We start from the raw sequence: 22,008 nt of genomic DNA on the forward strand, positions 1-22,008 counted from the left end.
GGATGGCCCACTGTAGAGCGCGCAAAACCATTAGCAAATCGAAGGTTTTTGATGCAGCCCATTAGCATCTAGAATGCTTCGATGGCCAAGAACCTCGACATCACCCTCGTGCGCACCTTCATTGCCGTGGCCGAAAACGCCAGCATGACGGTGGCCGCCAACGCGCTGCACCTCACGCAGGGCGCCGTCAGCCAACAGATCAAGCGCCTCGAAGACGCCTTCGAATGCCGCCTGTTCGAGCGCGACGGCCGGCGGCTGGAACTCACCCACGCGGGTGAGCGCTTCCTCGGCCGCGCCAAACGCCTGCTCGCGCTCAACGACGAGATCTGGGCCGACATGGCCGCCCGCCCGCTGCAGGGCCCGGTGCGCCTGGGCGTGCCTTACGACCTCGTGGGCACCATCTTCCCGCCGATCTTCAAGGCGTTTACCGAGGCGTGGCCGTCGGTGGAGTTGACCATCGTGTGCGGCACCTCGCCGGAGCTTGCGGAAGGCATTGCGCGCGGCGAGCTGGACGTCGCCGTGGTCGAGGCCCCGGTGGACGAAGCCACGGGCGAATGCCTGTGCGTGGAACGCCTGGTGTGGGTTGGCCCGCGCGGCGGCAACGTGCATGCGAAACGGCCGCTGCCCCTGTCGATGGTGGATGAGAGCTGCGCCTTCCGCGCCCGCGTGCTGAAAGCCCTGGGCGAGCACGGCATCGAATGGCGCACGGTGTTCGAGAGCGGCAACATTGAAGCGACCACCGCCACGGTGCGCACCGGGCTGGCCGTCACGGCATGGCTGACGCCGACGGTGCCGGCGGACCTGGACATCCTCGGGCCTGAAGCTGGCCTGCCTGAACTGCCGATGTTTGCGATCAGCCTGCTGTTGCCCGCGCAAGGTGCGAGCGCGGCTGCGCTGGCGTTGGCCCAGTGCGTGCGCGACGGGTTCTCTACGCGGCAGCGGGTGGGGGAGCGGCGCGCCGCCTGACCCGTGGCCGGCAGTTACAGCCCGCCGCCTTCGATCTGCACGCGCCCATTCGGCGTATCGAGCACAAGCGTCAATGCCGGTCGCGCCGCCTCGGTCAATTCGACGTATCGGTTCTCCGGTTCGGAAGCATTCCAACCCAGCCCCTGAAGCTTTGCGCGGATGGCCGGCATCTCCGGATGTGCGAGTTGGAATTGGTTCAGGCGCAGCCCAACGTCCTGCATCCGGTCGACCGGGCTTTGGCCACCTGACCAGTCGATCAGCGCGGGCCAGCAACCGCCCGCTTCCGCTTCACCGTCCTTGCGGTGGAAGAAATGCCAGCGCAAATCGCCACGCGTCACTTCTAGCAATTCGTGCTGCGGTAATTCGCTTACGTTGCGCGCCAGATCCGGAACGCTCGCGACCCATCCGAACAGCCGGGGCGCCTCTTCCAACGTGCCTTCCCGCGTCAGGCGGTCGAGCGCAAACCAGCGCGTCCTGTTGGGCGGCGGCGCCTCGGGGTCGATGGCGATGAACTCCAGAAAGACGCCGGGCGCGACGCGTGTGACCAAGTTGTGCGTGCCCATCAAGGGATGCTTGCCGCCTGCAGGCAGCGCGACGCCAAACAACTGCGAGGCATACGCCTGCGCCTGGTCGAGGGATTGCGCGACGAACGCAATGTGATCGAGCTTCAAAATGGCTCCCGCTGTATCGGTCTGAAACCGGAGAGCCCAGCATGCCACAGCGCCTTTCAGGGCGTTGCAGCCTCGTGCCGGCATCCCCGCCCGTCTCGGGGACGTGTCTATCTGTTCTTATGCGGCGGAGACCCGCCGGCGCTCAATGGCGGCCAACACCTCCCACGTGTGCGGGTCCACGTCGCTCCCCCCGAGCGACATCGACAGATACGCGTCGATGGCATCGATAAAGCCTTTCACGAATGCCTGCGGATACGCGTGTTCCGAGAAGTACGTGAGCTGCTCGCGCAGCCTGCCGGGCCGGCAATGACCGGGGTCGCGCATGACGCTGTGCGTGCGGCACAGAAACGCGCGTGCCGAGACCGCACCGTCAAGGTAGATGCGGTTTTGGGTCAGAGACATGCGGCACCTCCCGGTTGCGTGGGGTGCACGCAGCGCCAAGGGGGAGGAGAGGGGTAAGACGCGGGGCGATGCCCGCTGAGTGCGGTAGCCATGGGGCCTCCTGTGGTGATTGCAGGAGACCCGCCATTCGCTGCGAAACGAGGGTGGCGGGCCTGACGACAGGGTTCGCAGACCGGCCTCCTATCCCAGCATTGCCGGCAGACCCGAAGGTCTCCCTGCCCGGCCCGCCATGAAAAGCATAGGCGTGCACAAGCACCGGACACGAAAACGCCGCGCGGAGGCGGCTGTCCGTCTGGGAAAAAAGGGAGGAAATGGGCTGCGAAACCCGGTCACCGTTGGTGCGGTGACGGTGGGGATTATAGCGATCGGATACATCCATCCTATTCGTAATATTTCGCCAAATCCCGCATGGCGCTTCGTTCGGCCAAGAGAATCCTTGAGGACTAACACCCACGAGGAGGCTGACTTGAGGCGCAACTTTCTGAAGAAGGGCGATGGATCAACCGCCGGAGCTGAAGTGCTTGAAGGCGAGGAAACCTGCACGCACAACGGTACCGCGCTGACATTCATTGGGGCCAAGGTCTATTGCTACGCATGCAAGACCGTTGGCTTGATCGCTGCACAAGGGCCGCGATGGCCCGATTTCATGATGGAGAAAGAGCAGGCACTTGAAGGGGATATCTGCATCTGCAAGTGCCAGCCCCCACCCGTCATGATTGCGTTTCAAAACGACAGCTTCCAGAGTTTTGAGCACCATGAGCTTGCTGCACTGGGATTCGGTGAAAGCAGCAACCCTTTGCGTACTGCGCTGTCGGCTACAAGGCACTTCAATGCCTGTTCTTCGTACGACGAACAGACGCATCTCGTGTCCCCGGGCGTTGAGGGCATCCCGTACTACATCGAAACCGCAGACGGCCGCGCTTTTTCTGGGTGCATACCCGCAAATGGATTGCTGCCGCGAATTGATACGCAAGGTGACGAGCCATACACAGTGCTCTGGGGCGACGAGGCACTGGCAATGCAAGCGGGGGAATCGGCATGACGGCAGCGCAACGCAAACCGCTCAAACAAAAGGCGCAGGTTCGGACCAATACAACGCGGGGCTCAGTGTGCCGAATAGACGCGCCGGCGGTGACGTTTGCGGACTTATGGGACAACTACGTCACGGGCGATCCCTATGCTGACCCCACTGGAGCCTACAAAAATCAGTGCGCAATCCGCATGAGCGCAACCTTGCATCGCATTGGTATAGAGATGAAATCGTTCTCAGAGAAGGTGATAAAACCCCCACCCGGCAAAGACACCATCGGGCGTATCTTGCTAAAAGGAAAAGCCACGGCAACGCGGGCTGATGAAATGGCCATATGGCTGAATCTGCAACCGTTCTGTGGCTTGCCTAAAAGACCGCAGGACGTGACGAGCAAGGACTGGGAGATGAAGGTGAAGGGACGTACCGGCATCATCTTCTTCGGGGAATATTGGACTCGCGATGGCGAATCATCGGATCGCGCTAGTGGTGGTCACATCGATCTCTGGAATAAAGACACGTTGACGCCTTCCTCGACGTCCTTTTTTCGATTCAGGCTTGGCTTCAATAGTCTTTGGTATTCGGACTTGCGGAACTCCAAGAAAATTCTCTTCTGGGAGATCAAGTGAAGGCTCTCATAACTGCAGTACTTGGTTCTTTTTTTGGGGCCGCAATTGGCATCGTCTTATCGCTGCCCTTCATGCACTTCATTCCCGTGTGCGGAGAGGACTGCGCCGAAAGGCGGCTAGGGTTGCTACTTTCCTGTGCGTTAGTGGGTGCCATCTTGCTGTGCGCGACTTGCCTTACGTTGCGACTCAAGCGAAGCCGTACTGCCATCTGGACCTTCGTCCTTGGCGCTGAACTCATCATCACTCTCGTGGTGGCGATGAGCGCTTACATCTATCAGTTGCGAGAAGAGAACGCATACCTCTACAGCATCCGTGAGATACAACCGGAGTCGGATTTCTACCTAACTGTCGTCGCCAAAGAAGATGTGCAGGCATATGCGTTCCATGCCCCCGCGAATCGGGAGCAGTCGATTCTCATTAAGCAATGGGAACGCTGTACAGCCGGAGGACCAACGGTCGGACGAACCCAAATCCACTGCAGATCGGGGTATGGCTGGGTGGATCGTGCTGTGATGCTCAAAAAATTCGCCTTCGTTCGTGATCCTCGCTTGCGCTATGACCAAAGTGAGGAAGGCTTAAAGTGAGGCGCGTTGGTTTCGCGTTGCTGTTTCTTGCCGTTGGACTGCTCACAACGTGGATGGCGCTAAAGGTCAGCAGCCAGATGTCATACAGGCTGCCTTTCAAACTTGTACCTCGCGCAGGAAGAGGTTGCTATGAAATTGGCCCTTGCTGGCTGCCGTGGTGGGCGATTGTTCCCCTGCTTGGTTACTTGCTTGGCCCCACGCTGCTATTTGCCATAACGGGTTGGATTAGCGCCCGTCCCGGCACCAGTGCGCTGCGAGTATGGCTCCGACTATTGGGGCTGGTCATTGCGACAGGCGTGTTCTTCGTGGCTGGATATGCGCTCCAACCCTGAAGATATGCGCTCCAGACAATTGGGTTGAACCATAAGGCTGCAGCGGACTCATCGGTTCGATAAAACAAAAACCCCGCCAACCGGCGGGGTCCCCCAAATCCTTTTGAGCCTGCAAGCAAATCAGGCTTGCGGCGCGGCCCCATCTTCCGGAGCTGCCTCAGCGCCTTCGGCCTTGGCTTCGTCCTTCTTTTCGATCATCTCTTCCAGCGCGCCCGCGCCCTTGAAACCGGCGACGGCGGCGACCGCCTTGGTCAGCAGGCCGGCATCCGGATCGACTTTCTCGGCGGCTTCAACGGCGGCGACGGCGCCGGCGATCTTGCCCACTTCATCCAACAGTCCCATGGTCACCTCCGCGTGATTGAACGGGAGAGCCATCTTCCCACCGGCAAGCGGCGGAAGTGCAAGCAAAGTTAAAAATTTTCGGCGGGCGTTCGTTTGCGTACAGCGCGCGTCACTCCGCTTCTGCGCCGGCAGGGGTAGCGGTGAGCGCGGCAAGGCGCTGACGGGCGCTATCGGTAATCGGGCTCGATTGGCGCGTGGCAACGTCGATCTGCACAATCACCGATTGCGAGGTGGCGGCGCAGCGGCCATTCTGAAAGATGGCCTGTTCCAGCTTGACCGAGCTGCGGCCGACGCTTGCCACGCGCGTGCCGATCTGCACGGAGCCGGGCCAGAGAATTTCACTACGGAAATCGAGCACGAGCTGCGCGATGACGAACTCGCAGCCGGGCGCGGCCAGCGGGTTGTCGGGCGAGAAGAGCATCTCAACGCGACCCGTCTCCAGGTACGTGGCGAAGACGGCATTGTTGACGTGGCCCTGGCGGTCGGTGTCGCCGTAGCGGAGCTTGTCGGTCGAATGCAGCGGGTAATCGGAAAGGGATGGCGTGGTCGTCATGTGGGGGGGGGCGCGAAGTCTGGGGCAACCTGCTCATTCTGCCTGCCTTCCTGTGCAAACGCTGACCGGGTGACTGCACCGCAGCGCTTCCGTTGACTCGTATCAACGCGTTGCTTTCAGCAGCGCTTAAGTTGGAAGCAGACACCGACCGCGCACGGGCGCGGCCGCGGACATGGCAAGGAGGCCACATGAAAACCCTGGTACTGGCGACGGACGGATCGGCCTATTCCGATGCGGCAGCGCGCTGCATTGCCGACAAGACCCTCTTCGGCAGCGATGTGACGGTGCACGTCGTGCACTGCATGCCGGACCTTTCTGGCGATATCAAGTCGCTCGTCGGCAAGGCAGAGGTCGACGCTTGGTACGCGGAGGAAAGCACCGGCGCCATGGCATCGGTCTGCGCGGTCCTGGGTGCGGCTGGCGTGCCGTTCGAGCAGCATGCACTGGTGGGTTTTCCGCCCGACCGCATCGTGCATCACGCGCAAAGCGCGGGGGCCGCGGCCATCGTCATGGGCTCACATGGGCGCGGCGTGTTCGTCGAAGCCCTGATGGGCTCGGTGGCAGGCCGGGTGCTTGCCCATGCCGAATGCCCGGTGGTGCTGGTGAAGGCGCCCAAGGCTTGAAGGGGGCGGGGAGCGCGGAGCAGCTCAACTCCGCTGCGCGCCGCGCTACCCCAGCGGCGGTCCGTTGCTGCCGACGATGGGCGCGGCTGAGCGCGCATTGGCACCGCAGGCCGATGCGGTATGGTTTAGGATGAAGGCACCTTTTCGTCACATCCTGGGGGACCCCATGTCGCATCGCCGCCGTCTTGCGCTCGCCTTCGCGGGCGCCGCGCTGTTTGCTGCCGCCACGCCTTCGTTCGCCTATTTCCGTAACGTGCTGGCCAGCACCATCATCGGCTCGATGAGCCCGACGGAGCAGAAGTCGTTCACCAAGGCCATCGGCGATGTGCTGAAGAGCACCGCCGACAACACGCCCGCGCAATGGACCGCGCCGGCCAGAGGCAAGCAACCCGCCATCGACGCGACCATCACGCCGCTGGAATCCAAGACAGACGCAGGGCAATCGTGCCGCCGCCTGCAGAGCGAGCTGGCACGCGGCAGCAGCAAGGAACAGTGGACGGCATGGCTGTGCAAGCAGCCAAGCGGGGAATGGAAGTTGCGGCCGCTGGCGCAGTAAGGCATCGGCCACCGCGCGGCGATGGTTGAGCGAGCCACCAAGACCGGATGGCTCGCCCCCGGCTTCAATCAGCGGGCCGCCCGAAACGCCACCGCCAACCCCAGCAGAATCATCGCCATGCCCGCCATTGCAACCGGCGCAAGGCGATGCCCCAGCACCAAATCATCCAGCAGCGCCGTGACCACCGGCACAAGGTAGAACAGGCTCGTCACGTTGACGAGGTTGCCGCGCTGCATGAGCCGGTAGAAGAGCAACTGCGCCCCCACCGACATCACCACGCCCATCCACAGCAAGGCGGTGATGCCGGGCAGGCTGAGCGTGAAAGTCGGTGTTTGCGCGGGCAGCGCCAATGCAAACCCCGCACACAGAACGAGGCTCACCGCGTTCTGCAGCGGCAGCGTATCGATGGGCGACTGGTTCAGCCGCTTCTGGCAGATGGCGCCCACCGTCATGCTGAGGAGGGCGGCCAGCGCATAGCCGAGACCGGCCATCGGCACCTGGTGCGCATCGGCTCCGCCCACCACGAGCGATAGGCCGCCCAGTGCCAGCACGAGCCCGGCCATCCGCCGCGCAGACCACGTGCGCTCGGTCACCAGCAGCGTGAGCAGCGGCTGCACGCCGAGCACCGTTGCCAGCAGCCCGGGCGTGAGGCCGCGGTCCAGCGCGAGCAGATAGCAGATCGAATAGCCGCCGGTGAGCAACGCACCGGTGGCGGCCACCTTCAGGCGTGACCCCCGTGCCGGCCACCATTGCCCCCGCCGGAACCTGAGCCCCGCCAGCACCAAAGACGCGAGCGCAAAGCGCCCAACCAGAAACGCGAACGCCGGGACATGCTGCACCCCGATCTCCGCAAAGATTGCGCCGCTGCTCCACAGCAGCACGAATAGAACCGTCGCGCCGGACCCTGCCAGCGCGGCTTGCATGGAACGCATACCACTCACCTGTCGAAAAAGGATGTCGGGTTCCGGCGCGCAGGCGAGCGCCTGCCTCGGGCGTGTGCCCGAGCCTGGTTCAGATCAACCGGAAACGAAGCGGCTGAGAGTCAGCCGAGTGCGGGCAGATGTGGCGGCGGCGGCGCGCCGACGTCGTAGCCCGAACAGACGACAGGAGGAGGGAAGGGGCCGGGCCGCACGCACACGTCATCCACGCGGGCGCGAGGGCCGGCGGCGAGGAGGGTGGCGTGAAGTCGGGACATGAAGACGAAGATTCGGAGAATCGAAGAATCAGAATTGGCCGATGGCGTTGGAGCAGCCTATCGGGGTCGCGCGCATAGCGCAAGGTTGGCGCTACTTCAGGTACGACTTGATCACTTGCATCACCGTGTCGAGATCTTCCTGGCGCTGCGCCTCGGCGGGTTCCTTCACGACGTGATCCGTCAGGTGGCCCTCGATGACCGCCGCCATCAGCCCGTTGACCGCGCCGCGAATGGCCGCAATCTGCTGCAGGATGGCCGTGCAATCGCCCTCTTCAGCGAGTTGTTTTTCCAACGCTGCGGCTTGCCCCTGGATACGCCGCACGCGCGCCAGCAGCTTGGCTTTATCGCGGATGGTATGGGCCATGGATCAGGTATCGAGGTGGTGTAAATGATGCGGGAGGGTAGCATCACTATACTAGGGGGGAGTATATTTCGCCTACCCGAATTTATTGACTGCCATCCATGACCGCCTTCACCACCCTGCTGCAGCAAGGCAACGCCTGGCTGTTCGTTCCCAGTGCGATCCTGCTGGGTGCGCTTCATGGCCTGGAGCCTGGGCATTCCAAGACGATGATGGCGGCGTTCATTGTTGCTATCCGCGGCACGCTCACGCAGGCGGTGTTGCTGGGGCTGTCGGCCACGGTGTCGCACACGGCGGTGGTGTGGGCAGTAGCCATGGCAGGCCTGTACTTCGGCCGCAACTGGAACGCCGAAACCACCGAACCGTATTTTCAGGTGGTGTCTGCCGTGCTGATCGTGGCCGTGGCAGCGTGGATGATGTGGCGCACCTGGCGCAGTACCCACGCGGCGCACGACCACGACCACGACCATCATCACCATGATCACGATCACGGCCATGACGAGGTTCAGCGCATCGACACCGGCCATGGCGTCGTGCAGTTGGCGATCTTTGAAGACGGCGTTCCGCCGCGCTTCCGGCTGACGCGCGAGGGCACGCGCGGCACCGCTTGGTCGGCCGAGCAGGTGCAGGTTGTGACCGAGCGGCCCGACGGAAGCCGGCAGACCTTCCGCTTCGTCCAGCGCGATGGCTTTCTGGAATCGGAGCAATCCATTCCCGAGCCGCACGCGTTTGCGGCGCGCCTGTCGCTCGGGCACGAACACCATCGGCATGACTATGACGTCACGTTCACCGAGCATGACCACAACCATGACCATGGCGGGCTCGATGTGTCCTCTGCCGAATACCAGGACGCCCACGAACGCGCGCACGCCAACGACATCCGCCACCGCTTTGCCAACCGTGAAGTGACCACGGGCCAGATCATCGTGTTCGGGCTCACCGGCGGGCTGATTCCGTGCCCGGCGTCGATCACCGTGCTGCTGTTGTGCCTGCAACTCAAGAAGATCACCTTGGGCGCAGCGCTGGTGCTGTGCTTCAGCATCGGGCTGGCGCTCACGCTGGTGGCGTCTGGCGCGCTGGCGGCACTGAGCGTGAAACACGTCTCCCGCCGCTGGGGTGGCTTTGGTGAGTTTGCGCGCAAGGCGCCGTACCTCTCGGGCGCGCTGATTGCCCTGGTGGGGCTGTACGTGGGCTGGCAGGGCGTGCACGGGCTGATGCAACTGCCGTAGCAACGTCCACGTTTTTTTCTGCAAGGCTGCATCCATTGCCGCGCGGCCTGCGTATCTGCAGGTACAGGTTGGTGCGGCATGTTTTTCGTCGATGCAGTGTCAGGTTTGCATGCGCACCGCGACCAACCTGTGGGATCCGGGCGGCCACGCTCCGCCAGCGATCCGATGGGATGCCGCCTCCGGCGGCACGTTCACCGCTCGAGGAGTTCACCATGCATACCCGCCGCATTACCCTGGCCTTGCTTGCCACGCTTTCCGCTTCTGCCGCACTGTTCATCGCGCAACCGGCTTCGGCCGCGCAGGCCAAGTACGATCCGTACACGCAAGGCGCCGTCGACAAGACGGACCCGTTCACGCAAGGTGCAGACCGTCAGGCTGATACCTACGGCTATCTGTCGTGGAAGTACGATCGCTTCGATCCGTATGCGCAAGGCGCGGATCGGCAAGCCAGCGCACATGATGCGCTCGCATGGCGCGGCGATACGCGCTACCCCGGCGGCACGGACGGCGCAAGCGCATGATCGGCTGCGTATGGCATGAGAGGGGCCGCTAAGAGACACGGCCCCCTCTACGCCGGCATCACGTCGACGGCGTTGCCCCCTCGACGATCCGGTCGTACAGGGCACGTGCCGCTGGCGACAACTGCGCCGCCTTGCGCGTGACGAGCACCAGCGTGCGCGACACCTCCGGCTCGACCAGTTCCACCGTGCGGATCATCGGATACGCATTCTTCTGAATGGCGAGCCGCGGCACCACCGCCGCGCCCAACCCTTCCGCCACCAAGCCGAGTGCTGTTGAACTGCGCTGCACTTCGTAGAACGAATGCAGCATCACGCCACTCGCCTTGAGCGCGCCGTCGAGCAGGCTGCGGTTGCCGCTGACCTCGCCGGCAAAGATGAGCGGGTGGGGCTGCAAGGCTTGCCACCGGATGCGGCGGCGCTTGGCCAACGGATGATCGTCGCGGCAGATAAGGACATACGGATCGCTCGTCAGCGGCACGCTCACCAACTCCGGATGCTGGTCGCCCGCAATGCTGATGCCGAACTCGGCCTCACGCCGCAGCACCGCTTGCAGCACAGACGCCGATGCATGGTCGAGAATCTTCACGCGATCGTGCGGGCGGTGCTCGGAGAACGCGCGCAAGATGCGCGGCAGATATTGCACACCCACCGTCGGCACGCAGGCGATCGTGATGTCGCCGCGCTGGCTCAGGCCGGTCTCGCGAATCTCCGTGAGCGCATCGGACAGCTCGTTGAGCAGACGCCGCGCCTGCGGCAGGAAGCGTTCACCGATTTCCGTCAGCTCGGTCCGGCGCGTGGTGCGCTCCACCAGCGCGACGCCCAGGAACGCCTCCAACTTGCGCAGGCGCTGCGTGATCGCAGTCTGCGTCACGTGCAGCGTGTCAGCAGCTTGCGTGAAGCTGCCGCACTCCGCAATCGCCACAAATGCCTGCACGCCCAGCGTATCGATTTTCATCAGCTTCGTGAATCAATCCAGAAATTGAATTCATTTTACTGATCGATCAGGAAACCGGACACTTCGCGCATCGGCAAACGAAGGAGCGCATCGTGACGACCCCACACGATTGGTACGCGAAACAGTACGTGCAATTTGAGGACGAGCGCACGCGACCCGTCCGGGACCTGCTGGCCGCAGTGCCACCTACGCCCATCCATGTCGCCATCGACATCGGCTGCGGTCCGGGCAATTCAACGGAAGCGCTGATGGCGCGTGCGCCCGCCGCAGCCATTCGCGGCACCGACGCCTCGCCCGACATGATCCAGGCCGCACGCAAGCGCCTGCCCGACGTGCGCTTCGATGTCGCCGACATTGCCGCGTGGAATGAGCCCGGCGCGTACGACCTGATCCTCGCCAATGCGGTGCTGCAATGGCTGCCGTCGCATGAAACGCTGTTTCCGAAGCTCATCGGCAAGCTGGCGGCGGGTGGACACCTGGCCGTGCAGATGCCGGACAACCTCGATGAGCCGGCGCACCGCCTGATGCGCGAAGTGGCCGCCACGGGGCCGTGGGCCGGCAAGCTCAAGGGGGTGGAGCGCACGGAGCGCTTCGATGCGCGCCGCTATTACGCGCTGCTGTCGCCGCTGTGCGCGCGCGTCGACGTATGGCGCACCACGTACATGCACCCGCTGCAAGGCGGCGCGGATGCGGTGGTCGAATGGTTCAAGGGCAGCGCGTTGCGGCCGTTCCTGGCAGCGTTGAGCGAGGACGAGCGCCCCGCGTTCCTCGCGCGCTATCGAGACGCGATCGCCCAGGCCTATCCGGCATTCGATGATGGCACGGTGCTGCTGCCGTTCCCGCGCCTGTTCATCGTGGCCACACGCAAGTAGCTGGAGTTTCAGAAACAGAAACGCCAGCCACGAAAAAAGCCCGCTGATGCTGCCGCGGGCTTTTTTTGTCCGACCGCTGCGACGCTTAGCGCGCCGGGTTCAGGGTCAGGTTCATGTGACGGTTCACATCCTTGTACAGCAGGTAACGGAAGCGGCCCGGGCCACCCGAATAGCAGGCCTGCGGGCAGAACGCGCGCAGCCACATGAAGTCGCCAGCCTCCACCTCGACCCAGTCCTGGTTCAGGCGATAGACAGCCTTGCCTTCGAGCACATACAGGCCGTGCTCCATCACGTGCGTTTCGGCAAACGGAATCACGCCGCCCGGCTCGAACGTCACGATGTTCACGTGCATGTCGTGGCGCATGTCGCTCATGTCGACAAAGCGCGTCGTCACCCAGGCGCCGTTGGTGCCCGGCATCGGGATCGGCTCGATGTCCTGTTCGTTGGTGACGAAGGCTTCCGGCAAGGGAATGCCATCCACGACCTGGTAGTGCTTGCGGATCCAGTGGAAGCGCACCGCGGCATCGCTGAGGTTGTGCAGCGTCCAATCGGCGCCCGGGGGAATGAACGCGTAGCCGCCCGGCGTGAGCGTGTGCTTCTTGCCCTGCAGCGTCAGCTCGGCCTCGCCTTCAACAACGAACAGCACGGCTTCGGCGTTCTTGTCCTGCTCGGGCTTGTCGCTGCCGCCGCCCGGGTTCACTTCAACGATGTACTGCGAGAAGGTCTCGGCAAAGCCCGAGAGCGGGCGGGCGATCACCCACAGGCGCGTGTTGGTCCAGAACGGCAGCCAGCTCGTGACGATGTCGCGCATCACCCCTTTGGGGATCACCGCGTACGCCTCGGTGAACATCGCGCGATCGGTCAGCAGATCCGTCTGCGGCGGATGGCCGCCATGCGGCGCGTAATACGTGGTCTTAGACATATTGCATTCAGGCAATGGGTTGGTCCGGCCCCGGGCGCAAACAGCATCGGGCGGTTCGTACACGGGCGGCGTTGACGATAGCGAAGTCACTCACAATCGACCAATTAAATGTTGCGATGACTTCCATTCGATTTGCCACTACCCACTGGCCCCTGCGGTGCGCAGATCAGCGCGCCAGCATCAGATCGAGGTTCTGTACCGCCGCGCCTGAGGCGCCCTTGCCGAGGTTGTCGAACACCGCCGTGAGCAAGACCTGACCGTGGCCATTGGCGAACACACCCAGACGCATGTCGTTGGTGCCGTTGAGCGCCTGGGGATCCAGATGCGGCAAGGCGGACGACACCTGCTGCGGCATCACCTCCACATGCCGCGCACCAGCGTAGTGGTCGGTCAGACACGCGTGCAGCGCGGCCGCATCAACGCCGGTGTTGAGCAGGCGCAGTTCCAGCGGCACCGTCAACACGATGCCCTGGCGATATGCGCCGTAGGCCGGGACGAACATCGGCCGCTGCGTGAGCCCCGCATGCAACTGGATCTCCGGCGTGTGCTTGTGTGCCAGGCCCAGCCCATACACCTGGAACGGCAATGCATGCGCTGCTTCCGGCCCTTCGTAGGTTTCCACCGCGGCGCGGCCACCACCCGAATAGCCGGACACGGCATGAATGCTGATCGGGTAATCCGCCGGCACGAGGCCCGCCTGCACGAGCGGGCGCAACAGCCCAATCGCGCCGGTCGGATAGCAGCCCGGGTTGGTCACGCGCGACGCTGCGGCAACGCGATCGGCTTGCGCTTCGTTCATCTCCGGAAAGCCATACACCCAGCCCGGCGTGGTGCGATGCGCGGAGCTGGCGTCGATCACACGCACGCCCGGGTTGACGATGGTCGCCACCGCCTCGCGCGCAGCCGCATCGGGCAGGCACAGGATGGCGATATCGCAGGCGTTGATGGCCTCGGCGCGGCGTTGCGCATCTTTGCGCGCGGCGGCGGGTAGCGTCAGCAGTTTCAGGTCTTGCCGCTCCACACGGCCGCGCAGCCGCTCGTGAATCTGCAGGCCGGTGGTGCCTTGGTCGCCATCAATGAAGACGAGGGGAGTGGACATGACGGGGCGCTCCAGTGGAAAGAGAGTAGTGGCAAATGCGAACCCCCATCTTCGAGCGGCACCTAGAATATGAAAAGTTGAATTTCCCAACCATCACATTCAGCTTTTCTGAATCATGCGAGAAATCAGTCTGGACCGCCTGCGCACCCTCGTGGAAGTGGCCGGCCGCGGCTCGTTTGCCGACGCGGCTCGGGCCCTGCATCTCGCGGCGCCCACGGTCAGCCTGCACATCGCCGAGCTGGAAGACCGCGTGGGCGCGCAACTTCTCTCACGCAAGCGCGGGCAGGTGCAGCCCACCGCCATTGGCGAGGTGATGGTGGACCGCGCCCGCAAGCTGCTCGCCGATGCCGAACAGGCGCTGGACGATATCCAACGGCAAGTGCAGGGCCTGAGCGGGCGCGTGCGGCTGGGCGCTTCCACCGGGGCGATCGCACATCTGCTGCCACAGGCGTTGGAGGTGCTGCGGCAAGACCACCCCGCCATCGACGTGCAGGTGGCGGTGCTCACCTCGCAGGAAACGCTGGTGGGGCTCGCCGATGGGGCCTTGGATATTGGCCTGGTGGCGCTGCCGCAATCGCAGGTGGCCGGCCTCGCCATCAAACCGTGGCGGCGCGACCCAGTCATGGCGTTCCTGCCGGCGCACTGGACGAGCCCGGCGCGCATCACGCCCGCGTGGCTGTCTGCACAATCGCTGATTCTGAACGACGCCACCACACGACTCTCGCGCCAGACGACCGAATGGTTCGCGGCGGGCGGCCATCATCCCGTACCGCGCATCCAGCTCAACTACAACGACGCCATCAAGAGCCTGGTCGCGGCCGGTTATGGTGCAACGCTGCTGCCGCATGAGGCATCGGACGCGCCATCGGATACGCGCATCACCATGCGCCCGCTGCGGCCGGCCTTGTGGCGAGAGCTTGGTATCGCCCACCGGGCCGGTCATGTAGAGCGATCGACACAGCACGTGCTCGACGTGCTTTGGATGCTCCGGGCGAAATAGCGCATTGCACGCCTCGAAATCGTGACGAGGCGCAGAATCCCGCTTGAATAAAGTTTGACTTCTTGTGTCGCGACAACTATCGTAAGATATGTTTTTTGACACACTGCGGTGTGCCAGCCGGCCGGTTCCGGCTCCAGCCTGCGCGCGCCGCCTCCTCCCTTTCTTCGCTCGCCCTCATGCCCTTACTTGATTCTTCGCGCGAGCGCTGGTTGCTCTGGCTGCTCGCGCTCACGCAGTTCACCGTCATCATGGATTTCATGGTGATGATGCCGCTTGGTCCGCAGATCATGCATACGTTTGGCATCGGTCCGGCGGCGTTCGCCACGGCGGTGTCGGTGTATTCGCTGTGCTCGGGTGCTTCCGGCCTGCTGGCCGCCACCTATGTCGACCGCTTTGACCGGCGCCGCCTGCTGCTGACCGTCTACGGCCTCTTCACGCTGGCCAACCTGGCCTGCGCGCTGTCGGGCAGCTACGGCATGCTGCTGTTTGCCCGCGCCTTTGCGGGCGTCACGGGCGGCGTGCTCGGGTCGATCATCATGGCCGTGCTGTCAGACGTGGTGCCACCCGCACGGCGCGGCGCCGCCACTGGTGTGGTGATGTCGTCGTTTGCGCTGGCGGCCATGGCGGGCGTGCCCGTGGGCATTGCCATTGGCGCGCACTTCGGCTGGTCGGCGCCGTTCTTCCTGCTGACAGCGCTCACGGTGCTGATCTGGCTGGGCGCACGGCAGACCATTCCGCCGCTGGCCGAACATCTGGCAGGCAAGCGCAGCCAGACGCTGGGCGAGATCCTTTCCGGCCTGTGGCAATTGCTCACCAACCCGCGCCACCTGCGCGCCTTTGTGCTGACTTTCGTGATGATGGGCTCGCACATGATGGTGATTCCGTTCATCTCGCCGGTGCTGGTGGCCAACCACGGGGTGTCGCCAGAAAACCTGTCATGGCTGTACGTGGCCGGCGGCGCGGCGTCGTTCTTCAGCTCGCGCGCCGTGGGCAAGCTGGCCGACCGTTACGGCCGCCGCCGCGTGTTCGTGGGCGCCGCACTGCTGGCGTTCATCCCGGTGCTGGTGATGACGCATCTGCCCGACTGGCCCTTCATCGGCATGCTGCTGTTCTTCCCGTTCTTCATGGTGATCCTCTCCAGCCGTATGGTGCCGATGCAAGCGCTGATGACGACGGTGCCCGCCCCGCAGGTGCGCGGTGCGTTTCTGTCGGCCAACAGCGCTGTGATGTCGGTGGGTACCGGCGTAGGTGCGTGGCTGGGCGGGCTACTGCTGTCCAGTGGCGCGGGTGGACGCATCGAAGGCTATGGCCTCAACGGCTGGCTGGCCGTGGCGGCGGGGTTGTTCTGCGTGTTCTGGGTGAGCCAGGTGAAGGGATCCGATACACACGGCGACCCGTCGCTGGGTGCCTCTCCGGCATCCGCCGGAGCGTCCGGTCCGCAAACGGCGCCGCAAGCGCCGCGAGCCGAAAAGGCCTGAGGGGTTATTCGGCTTCCAGCACCATCTTCAGCTTCACCAGGTCACGCTGCACCCATTCGGCATCGGCGTTGAATTGTGCGTCGTCCATGTTCGGTTGCTGAAACAGCGTGAGCGAGACGGTAGTGCCCGCGCCGTTGCGCACCACGCGCAGCGGCACGTAGACGATCGATCCGTCCGGCAGGCGGACCCAGTGATCGGCAATGCCAAATTCATTGGGCGGGCTGAAGCGGATGAACACGCTGCCTTCGTCGCTGTTGGGTGCGGCCTTGGCGATCCACTCGTCGGGTGCCGCGCCCGAACCCTGTGTGCCGGGCGCAAGCCCTTCCGACAGGCCTGTCGCCCAGATCGGGAAGTTCAGCGGCTCGGCCAGGAACATGGCCACATCATCGAAGTGACGCTCGACATTCACGCTTAGGGTGCGGACGTTGTGCAGCATGTGGCCTCCGTGGGCGGTGCGCGCCGTGCGAGGCAGTATATGCGGCGCTCAGGCGGGCAGCTTGCGAAAGCTGATGGCCAGGCGGTTCCACGTGTTGATGGTGCTGACCAGCAGCGTGAGATCGACCAGCTCGGCATCGGAGAACTGCGCCCGCACGGACTGCCAGACGTCATCCGGCACGCGCGTTTGTGCGACGAGGGTGACGGCTTCCGTCCACGCCAGCGCGGCGCGCTCGCGGTCGGTAAAGAACGGCGTTTCATGCCAGACGGACACGGTAGCCAGGCGGCGGTTGTCTTCACCGCCCTTGCGGGCATCGGCGGTGTGCAGGTCGACGCAATAGGCGCAGCCGTTGATTTGCGAGGCGCGCAGACGCACGAGTTCAGTCAGCGGTTTTTCCAGCGTGCTTTTGGTCAGCGCTTTTTCGAGGCCCATGACCGCCTGGATAGCGGCGGGATTGCTTTGATAGAAGTCGAGGCGGGGTTCCATGAGATGGCTCCTGTGCTTGAGAACTGGAGCCAGTCTAGGCGCCGCAGTGGCACCTTGAAATTGCCAATCCCAGCGAATATCAGGTAGCCACTGTAGCCAACACTTCCGCCAGCTTGCCGAGGCCCGCGTCGATCTCCGCAACGTTCACATGGCCATAGCCGATCAGCAGCCCAGGCTGCGGCGGCCGCGCCACATGCATCCTGGCTGTGCCGTATAGCCCGACGCCCACGCTCTCCGCCAACTTGACCAGCTCGGCTTCCGCCAACGGCGTTTGCAACTGCGCTGCCATGTGAATGCCCGCCGCCGACGGCACGGGCGCCAGCCACGGTGCCAGCGGGCCACGCAGATGCTGCAGCAGCGCATTGCGGCGTGCCGCGTACTCCTTGTGCATGCGGCGCAGGTACTTGCCGAAATCGCCGTCGAGCATGAACTTGGCCAGCACCGCCTGCATGAGCGATTCACTGTGCCAGTCGGCCACCTGCTTGGCGTGCCGCAGCGGCGCCACCAACGAAGCGGGTGGCACCACGTAGCCGATGCGCAGCTCCGGAAAGATCGTTTTGGAGAACGTGCCCACGTAAGCCACGCAACCGGCGGCGTCCAGGCTCTTGAGCGATTCCATGGGGCGGCCGTCGAAGCGGAATTCACTGTCGTAATCGTCTTCGATGACCAGCGCGTCATGGCGCTGCGCCCAATCGAGCAGTTGCGCTCGGCGCGCCAAGCTCATCGGCATGCCCAACGGAAACTGGTGCGACGGTGTTACGTAGACGAGCTTCGCGTGCTTCGGCAGCGCATCGACGACCAGGCCTTCAGCGTCTACCGGCACCGGCACGACCTTGGCACCCAGCGCCTGCAGCGCAATGCGTGCGGGCGGGTAACCGGGGTCTTCGATCGCCACCGTATCGCCGGGGCGCACGAGCACACGGGCGATCAGGTCGATGGCCTGCTGCGCGCCCTGCGTGACGACAATATCGCCCCACGCACACACCACCGCGCGGCTGAATGCGAGATAGCGCGAAATGGCCAGGCGCAGCGCCTGGTCGCCCGCCGGGTCGTGATAGCCGCCGCGCCCGCGGGCCTGCTGGCGCAGCGCATGCGCAACACAACGCCGCCACACGTCGAACGGGAAGAGGCGCTTCTCCGTCACGCCGCCCACAAAGTCGTAGACGAGGTTCGCGCGCGGGACGGGCAGCACCGCAGGCATGTTGTTCCAGGGCGTGTCGAAGGTGCGTACGGCCGGCGTGGGCGACGCAAGTTGTACCGCAGGCGAAGCGGCCGGCGTGCGGGCGCGCAACCCTTCGGTGGCTTCGGCCACGAAGGTGCCGGAGCCGGCGCGCGGCTGCAGATAGCCCTCGGCGATGAGGCGTTCGAATACGTCGAGCGTGGTCTTGCGCGACACACCAATCTGCAGCGCAAGGTCGCGCGTGGAGGGCAGACGCTCACCCGGCACGAGCCGGCCATCGAGGATGGCGGTGCGGAGTTGTCGATAGAGCTGGCCGGCAAGGTCGTGCCGGCCGTGGATCGTCAAATGGACATCCATCGTGGGCGCAGTGTGCTAAGGGGCTGCGCCATTCTACGGAAGCCGCCGGAGGCGGGAAGGGCAGGGGTGAAGCTCAGCCTTCCCGGCCGTCAGCGCGCGGCGCCATCAGCCACGGCGTATAGCGCCACAGGTACGCCACGAACGCCGCCACCCACAGCACGCTCGCCCCGCCGATCCACACTTCGCGCGGCAAGAAGGCGGGCCCCGCCACGCGCACGACTGCAGCCAGCGCGACGGCTGCGTAGGCGAAATTCTCTGCCCGGCCCGTGCGCAGCATCCGGCCGGTGTGGCCCAGCGCGGTGCGCGTGATCATGGCGATGATGGCACCTCCGATTGCCCCCGCCGTGAGCGCATGCAGCGCGGTGGAACGATCGCCCCAACCGAGCGCTGCGGCGGCCAACATGGCAAAGCCGATGGGCAGAAAGGCATACGCCACATGCAAGATGGAGACGATGGGCGTGCGCAGCGTGCGGCGCGTGTCCCAGCCGGCCCAGCGGACGGCCTGCACGACTGCCGCCGCCGCAAACACGATGGCCGGAACAATGCCTTGAAGCGGCGTCGCCAGCATGACAACGGCCAGCGCCGTCGCCGGCACGATGGCGCGCTCGGCCCACACCACGCGGCGCACGTGTGCACCAGGAACGGCGTTGGACGTGAACATCGGGATGACGCGCCCGCCAATGACCGTGACGAACAGGCAGACCAGCCCGGCGGCCGCATCGAGGCAGCGCAATGCGGCCAGCGGCGCCTCCAGTGCCAGCGCCGCATGGAACGCGGCGTTGATGGCACCGAGCACCAGCAACGCGATCGCCAAGCCGTAGTTGCGTGCGCTTTTTGCGCGCCTCAGGACGCGCAGGAACGCCACGCCGCACGCCGGCAGGAACGCCACATCCGCCGCCACGGCCAGCGGCACGGGACCCGTCCACATCAGCACACGCGCCGCCAGCCACAGCGCAGCCAGCGCAGCGAGTTGCGCGCCTTGTGGCGTCTGCAGGCCCGTCCAGTTCTTGCCCGCGGTGAAGAGGAAACCCACCACCACCGCTGCCGCAAAGCCGAACACCATCTCGTGGGCATGCCAGAACAGCGGCGCCATGGTGGCCGGACCCTGCGCCGACGGCAGCACCCCCAGCAGCAACGCTGCCCACAACGCCATGCCCAGCGCGGCAAACGCGGCTGCGAGCAGGTAGAACGGCCGGAAGCCGAGCGCGAAGACCGCTCGCCCCGTGTAAGGCACGCGGCTTGCCGGGTCGGGCTTGCCGATGGTGAGCAACGGGGCTTGGCGGGGCATGGTGATTTCCGTGGTTCAGGTCAGAGGATGTCGTCCAGCAGATCGGGGCCGAACACTTCGCGGTGGATGCGCTCCGACGGCACGCCGCTGGCGAGCAGCGCCGCGCGCTGTGCCTGCATGAACGGCAGCGGGCCGCAGAGATAGAAGTCCGCTTCCGTGCCGTTGTCGCGCACGAACGTGTCGACCGTCATGCGGCCGGGCTGGGCCGGGCGCTGTGCGAACTCCGCGTCTTCGCCGGACTCCAGGAACACGTGCGCTTCAAACGCCGGCAGCGCTTGTGCGGCACGCTCCAGATCATCGGCGTGGGCGACATGCGAGGCCGCACGACCGGCGTGGCTGAAGACGATCTTGCGCGCGCTGTTCTGCTGCGCGAGCGTGTTGAGCGCCGAGATCATGGGTGTGATGCCAACACCGGCCGACATCAGCACGATCGGGTTGTCGGTTGCCAGTTGCGGCACGAAGTCGCCGTAGGGTTGGCTGACCAGCAGGACATCGCCCTCGCGCGCATTGGCGTGCAGCCAGCTCGACACGGTGCCCGCCGGGCGATCGGCATCACCCGCATCGCGCTTGACCGAAATACGCCACGTGCGTCCATTCGGCGCATCCGACAGGCTGTACTGGCGCTGCTGCAGCGCGCCCGGCGCCAGCTCCACTTGCACCGAGATGTATTGACCCGGCAGGAAATCGGCCAGCGGCGCATCACCCACGGCTTCGAGCGTGAGCGAGACCACGTCTTCGGCCTGCTGACGGCGCTCGACAATGCGCACCGGCTGACGATGGTCGGGGCCGCTGCCGGTGTGCTGGTACAGGCGTGCTTCAGCCGCAATCAGCTCGGCCGCGAGCAGCCAATAGGCCTCGTCCCAGGCGGCAAGCAGGTCGGGCGTGGCGGCATCGCCCAGCACTTCGGCAATCGCACCCAGCAGGTGGCGCGCGACGATGGGGTAGTGGCTCGGCTTGATGCCCACAGCGGCATGCTTGTGCACGATGCGGTTGACCACGGGCGCCAGCGCCGCGTTGTTGCCATGGTTGGCGGCGTACGCAAACACTGCCGACGCCAGCGACTGCTGCTGCGACCCATTGGCCTGGTTGCCCATGTTGAACACGTTGGTCAGCTCGGGGTGGCTGGCGAACATGTTGCGATAGAAGGTCTGGGTGATGGTCAAGCCGTGCTCGCGCAGCACAGGAACGCTGGCATCGATATAGGGCTTGGACTTGTCGGACAGCATGCTGGACTCCAAATATGCGTGAAATATGCAACAAATAAGACGGGGGGCGCCGTCACGCTTTGTTCTGGTTGGCCTGGTGCTCAGGCAACCGCTTGCATTGGATTCTATTAAACATATATTTGTGATGCAACAAATTGACCTGCGGCAAACCGGCGCATCTTGGAGGCAACTTCCCGATAAGATGTGCCTCTCATGAATGTTTTTATCTGCGGCAAACCCGCACGCCCGCCATGCGACTGACCGACTACACCGACTACGCCCTGCGCACGCTGATCTACGTGGCCGTGCACCCGGACGAACTCGTCACGATCCAGCGCATTGCGGATGCCTTCGACATTCCCAAGAACCACCTCATCAAGATCGTCCAGCAGCTCGGGCAGGACGGCTTCCTGCACACCGTGCGCGGGCGCGCGGGCGGCATCACGCTCGGCCGCCCAGCGGCCGAAATCAACCTTGGCGATGTGGTGCGCGCCACCGAGCCCGACTTCCGCATGGTCGAGTGCTTCCATGGCGACGACAACCACTGCGTCATCACGCGCGTGTGCGGCTTGCGGGGCGTGCTGCACGCGGCGTTGCGGGCGTACTTTGAGGTCCTCAATGGCTACACGCTGGAGGATCTGGTCGACAAGCCGAACGCGGTCAGCCGGGCGTTGGGAGAGGCGCCGCTACCGATGCCGCGTGCGACCAAGCGCAAGGTGGGCTGATCGGCGCGCACCGG

26 protein-coding genes are annotated in these 22,008 nt (G+C 64.5%); 12 read left to right on the forward strand and 14 right to left on the reverse strand.

Translation table 11 applies throughout. The annotated features are described in order from the left end of the window. The first annotated feature begins 81 nt into the window (after nt 1-81). Nucleotides 82-966, forward strand: coding sequence for a LysR substrate-binding domain-containing protein (locus DOD19_RS15420; RefSeq protein WP_112186389.1), 885 nt, complete (start codon nt 82-84; stop codon nt 964-966). A 14-nt stretch (nt 967-980) separates the two neighbouring features. Here DOD19_RS15420 and DOD19_RS15425 read toward each other — a convergent pair whose 3' ends face one another. Both DOD19_RS15425 and DOD19_RS15430 read right to left on the reverse strand, forming a co-directional pair. Continuing rightward, entirely contained in the window at nt 981-1,637 is a 657-nt protein-coding gene (locus tag DOD19_RS15425) for a VOC family protein (protein WP_112186391.1), read from the reverse strand. A gap of 117 nt (nt 1,638-1,754) precedes the next feature. Continuing rightward, a complete protein-coding gene (locus DOD19_RS15430; protein ID WP_112186392.1) occupies nt 1,755-2,039 on the reverse strand; it encodes a hypothetical protein in 285 nt (94 codons plus the stop codon). A 229-nt stretch (nt 2,040-2,268) separates the two neighbouring features. On the opposite strand from DOD19_RS15430, the gene DOD19_RS15435 reads away from it, so the two are divergent. Genes DOD19_RS15435 through DOD19_RS15445 form a run of 3 tightly spaced genes read left to right on the forward strand, consistent with a single transcriptional unit; the run spans nt 2,269 to nt 4,279 of the window. Beyond that, the gene (locus DOD19_RS15435; RefSeq protein WP_239498016.1) at nt 2,269-3,081 is read left to right on the forward strand and encodes a PAAR domain-containing protein; all 813 of its coding nucleotides are present in this window, start codon (nt 2,269-2,271) and stop codon (nt 3,079-3,081) included. Then, nucleotides 3,078-3,695, forward strand: a complete 618-nt coding sequence (locus DOD19_RS15440; protein ID WP_024977121.1) for a type VI secretion system amidase effector protein Tae4 — start codon at nt 3,078-3,080, stop codon at nt 3,693-3,695. The genes DOD19_RS15435 and DOD19_RS15440 overlap by 4 nt, the downstream gene beginning before the upstream one ends. After that, complete coding sequence (locus DOD19_RS15445) at nt 3,692-4,279, forward strand: hypothetical protein (protein WP_112186396.1); 588 nt, start codon at nt 3,692-3,694, stop codon at nt 4,277-4,279. The genes DOD19_RS15440 and DOD19_RS15445 overlap by 4 nt, the downstream gene beginning before the upstream one ends. A gap of 452 nt (nt 4,280-4,731) precedes the next feature. Here DOD19_RS15445 and DOD19_RS15450 read toward each other — a convergent pair whose 3' ends face one another. Together DOD19_RS15450 and DOD19_RS15455 are read right to left on the reverse strand one after the other, a co-directional pair. Then, entirely contained in the window at nt 4,732-4,953 is a 222-nt protein-coding gene (locus tag DOD19_RS15450; RefSeq protein ID WP_009239453.1) for a hypothetical protein, read from the reverse strand. 109 nt (nt 4,954-5,062) lie between these two features. After that, nucleotides 5,063-5,506: a thioesterase family protein gene (locus DOD19_RS15455; protein WP_024977123.1), complete on the reverse strand. Its 444-nt coding sequence runs from the start codon at nt 5,504-5,506 to the stop codon at nt 5,063-5,065. 188 nt (nt 5,507-5,694) lie between these two features. Between DOD19_RS15455 and DOD19_RS15460 the strand changes: the two genes are divergently transcribed. Next, complete coding sequence (locus tag DOD19_RS15460; RefSeq protein WP_024977124.1) at nt 5,695-6,129, forward strand: universal stress protein; 435 nt, start codon at nt 5,695-5,697, stop codon at nt 6,127-6,129. A gap of 166 nt (nt 6,130-6,295) precedes the next feature. Continuing rightward, a complete protein-coding gene (locus DOD19_RS15465) occupies nt 6,296-6,685 on the forward strand; it encodes a hypothetical protein (RefSeq protein ID WP_112186400.1) in 390 nt (129 codons plus the stop codon). A gap of 68 nt (nt 6,686-6,753) precedes the next feature. Here the strand turns inward: DOD19_RS15465 and DOD19_RS15470 are convergent, their stop codons facing one another. Then, on the reverse strand, nt 6,754-7,617 hold the full coding sequence (locus tag DOD19_RS15470; protein ID WP_112186402.1) for a DMT family transporter: 864 nt from the start codon (nt 7,615-7,617) through the stop codon (nt 6,754-6,756). A 354-nt stretch (nt 7,618-7,971) separates the two neighbouring features. After that, entirely contained in the window at nt 7,972-8,244 is a 273-nt protein-coding gene (locus DOD19_RS15475; RefSeq protein WP_024977127.1) for a metal/formaldehyde-sensitive transcriptional repressor, read from the reverse strand. Nucleotides 8,245-8,342: 98 nt separating this feature from the next. Between DOD19_RS15475 and DOD19_RS15480 the strand changes: the two genes are divergently transcribed. Both DOD19_RS15480 and DOD19_RS15485 read left to right on the forward strand, forming a co-directional pair. After that, a complete protein-coding gene (locus DOD19_RS15480; protein ID WP_112186405.1) occupies nt 8,343-9,470 on the forward strand; it encodes a nickel/cobalt efflux protein RcnA in 1,128 nt (375 codons plus the stop codon). A 212-nt stretch (nt 9,471-9,682) separates the two neighbouring features. Further along, the gene (locus DOD19_RS15485; protein WP_112186600.1) at nt 9,683-9,991 is read left to right on the forward strand and encodes a hypothetical protein; all 309 of its coding nucleotides are present in this window, start codon (nt 9,683-9,685) and stop codon (nt 9,989-9,991) included. A gap of 58 nt (nt 9,992-10,049) precedes the next feature. Here the strand turns inward: DOD19_RS15485 and DOD19_RS15490 are convergent, their stop codons facing one another. Next, entirely contained in the window at nt 10,050-10,946 is an 897-nt protein-coding gene (locus tag DOD19_RS15490) for a LysR family transcriptional regulator (protein WP_112186407.1), read from the reverse strand. A gap of 92 nt (nt 10,947-11,038) precedes the next feature. Here DOD19_RS15490 and tam point away from each other — a divergent pair, with 92 nt between their 5' ends. Next, the gene (tam, locus tag DOD19_RS15495) at nt 11,039-11,818 is read left to right on the forward strand and encodes a trans-aconitate 2-methyltransferase (RefSeq protein ID WP_112186409.1); all 780 of its coding nucleotides are present in this window, start codon (nt 11,039-11,041) and stop codon (nt 11,816-11,818) included. Nucleotides 11,819-11,903: 85 nt separating this feature from the next. Here tam and DOD19_RS15500 read toward each other — a convergent pair whose 3' ends face one another. Continuing rightward, nucleotides 11,904-12,740 carry a bifunctional allantoicase/(S)-ureidoglycine aminohydrolase gene (locus tag DOD19_RS15500; RefSeq protein ID WP_112186411.1) on the reverse strand — a complete coding sequence of 279 codons (837 nt, stop codon included), beginning with the start codon at nt 12,738-12,740 and terminating at the stop codon, nt 11,904-11,906. A 166-nt stretch (nt 12,741-12,906) separates the two neighbouring features. After that, complete coding sequence (gene argC / locus DOD19_RS15505) at nt 12,907-13,839, reverse strand: N-acetyl-gamma-glutamyl-phosphate reductase (protein ID WP_112186413.1); 933 nt, start codon at nt 13,837-13,839, stop codon at nt 12,907-12,909. A 115-nt stretch (nt 13,840-13,954) separates the two neighbouring features. On the opposite strand from argC, the gene DOD19_RS15510 reads away from it, so the two are divergent. Next, complete coding sequence (locus tag DOD19_RS15510) at nt 13,955-14,839, forward strand: LysR family transcriptional regulator (RefSeq protein ID WP_112186416.1); 885 nt, start codon at nt 13,955-13,957, stop codon at nt 14,837-14,839. Between the two features lie 176 nt (nt 14,840-15,015). Further along, nucleotides 15,016-16,317, forward strand: a complete 1,302-nt coding sequence (locus DOD19_RS15515) for an MFS transporter (protein ID WP_112186418.1) — start codon at nt 15,016-15,018, stop codon at nt 16,315-16,317. A gap of 4 nt (nt 16,318-16,321) precedes the next feature. Here the strand turns inward: DOD19_RS15515 and DOD19_RS15520 are convergent, their stop codons facing one another. The 5 genes from DOD19_RS15520 to DOD19_RS15540 form a co-directional block, all read right to left on the reverse strand. Continuing rightward, complete coding sequence (locus DOD19_RS15520; protein ID WP_112186420.1) at nt 16,322-16,753, reverse strand: SRPBCC family protein; 432 nt, start codon at nt 16,751-16,753, stop codon at nt 16,322-16,324. Nucleotides 16,754-16,801: 48 nt separating this feature from the next. After that, nucleotides 16,802-17,239: a carboxymuconolactone decarboxylase family protein gene (locus DOD19_RS15525; RefSeq protein WP_024977137.1), complete on the reverse strand. Its 438-nt coding sequence runs from the start codon at nt 17,237-17,239 to the stop codon at nt 16,802-16,804. Between the two features lie 79 nt (nt 17,240-17,318). Then, the gene (locus tag DOD19_RS15530) at nt 17,319-18,776 is read right to left on the reverse strand and encodes a PLP-dependent aminotransferase family protein (RefSeq protein WP_112186423.1); all 1,458 of its coding nucleotides are present in this window, start codon (nt 18,774-18,776) and stop codon (nt 17,319-17,321) included. 73 nt (nt 18,777-18,849) lie between these two features. Beyond that, the gene (locus DOD19_RS15535; RefSeq protein ID WP_024977139.1) at nt 18,850-20,064 is read right to left on the reverse strand and encodes an NnrS family protein; all 1,215 of its coding nucleotides are present in this window, start codon (nt 20,062-20,064) and stop codon (nt 18,850-18,852) included. A 20-nt stretch (nt 20,065-20,084) separates the two neighbouring features. Continuing rightward, nucleotides 20,085-21,290: a globin domain-containing protein gene (locus DOD19_RS15540; RefSeq protein WP_024977140.1), complete on the reverse strand. Its 1,206-nt coding sequence runs from the start codon at nt 21,288-21,290 to the stop codon at nt 20,085-20,087. Between the two features lie 230 nt (nt 21,291-21,520). Here DOD19_RS15540 and DOD19_RS15545 point away from each other — a divergent pair, with 230 nt between their 5' ends. Beyond that, on the forward strand, nt 21,521-21,994 hold the full coding sequence (locus DOD19_RS15545; RefSeq protein ID WP_037031847.1) for an Rrf2 family transcriptional regulator: 474 nt from the start codon (nt 21,521-21,523) through the stop codon (nt 21,992-21,994). Nucleotides 21,995-22,008: the final 14 nt, after the last annotated feature.

It is taken from the genome of Ralstonia sp. GX3-BWBA, from assembly GCF_003290055.1.
In the GTDB taxonomy this organism is placed as follows: domain Bacteria; phylum Pseudomonadota; class Gammaproteobacteria; order Burkholderiales; family Burkholderiaceae; genus Ralstonia; species Ralstonia holmesii.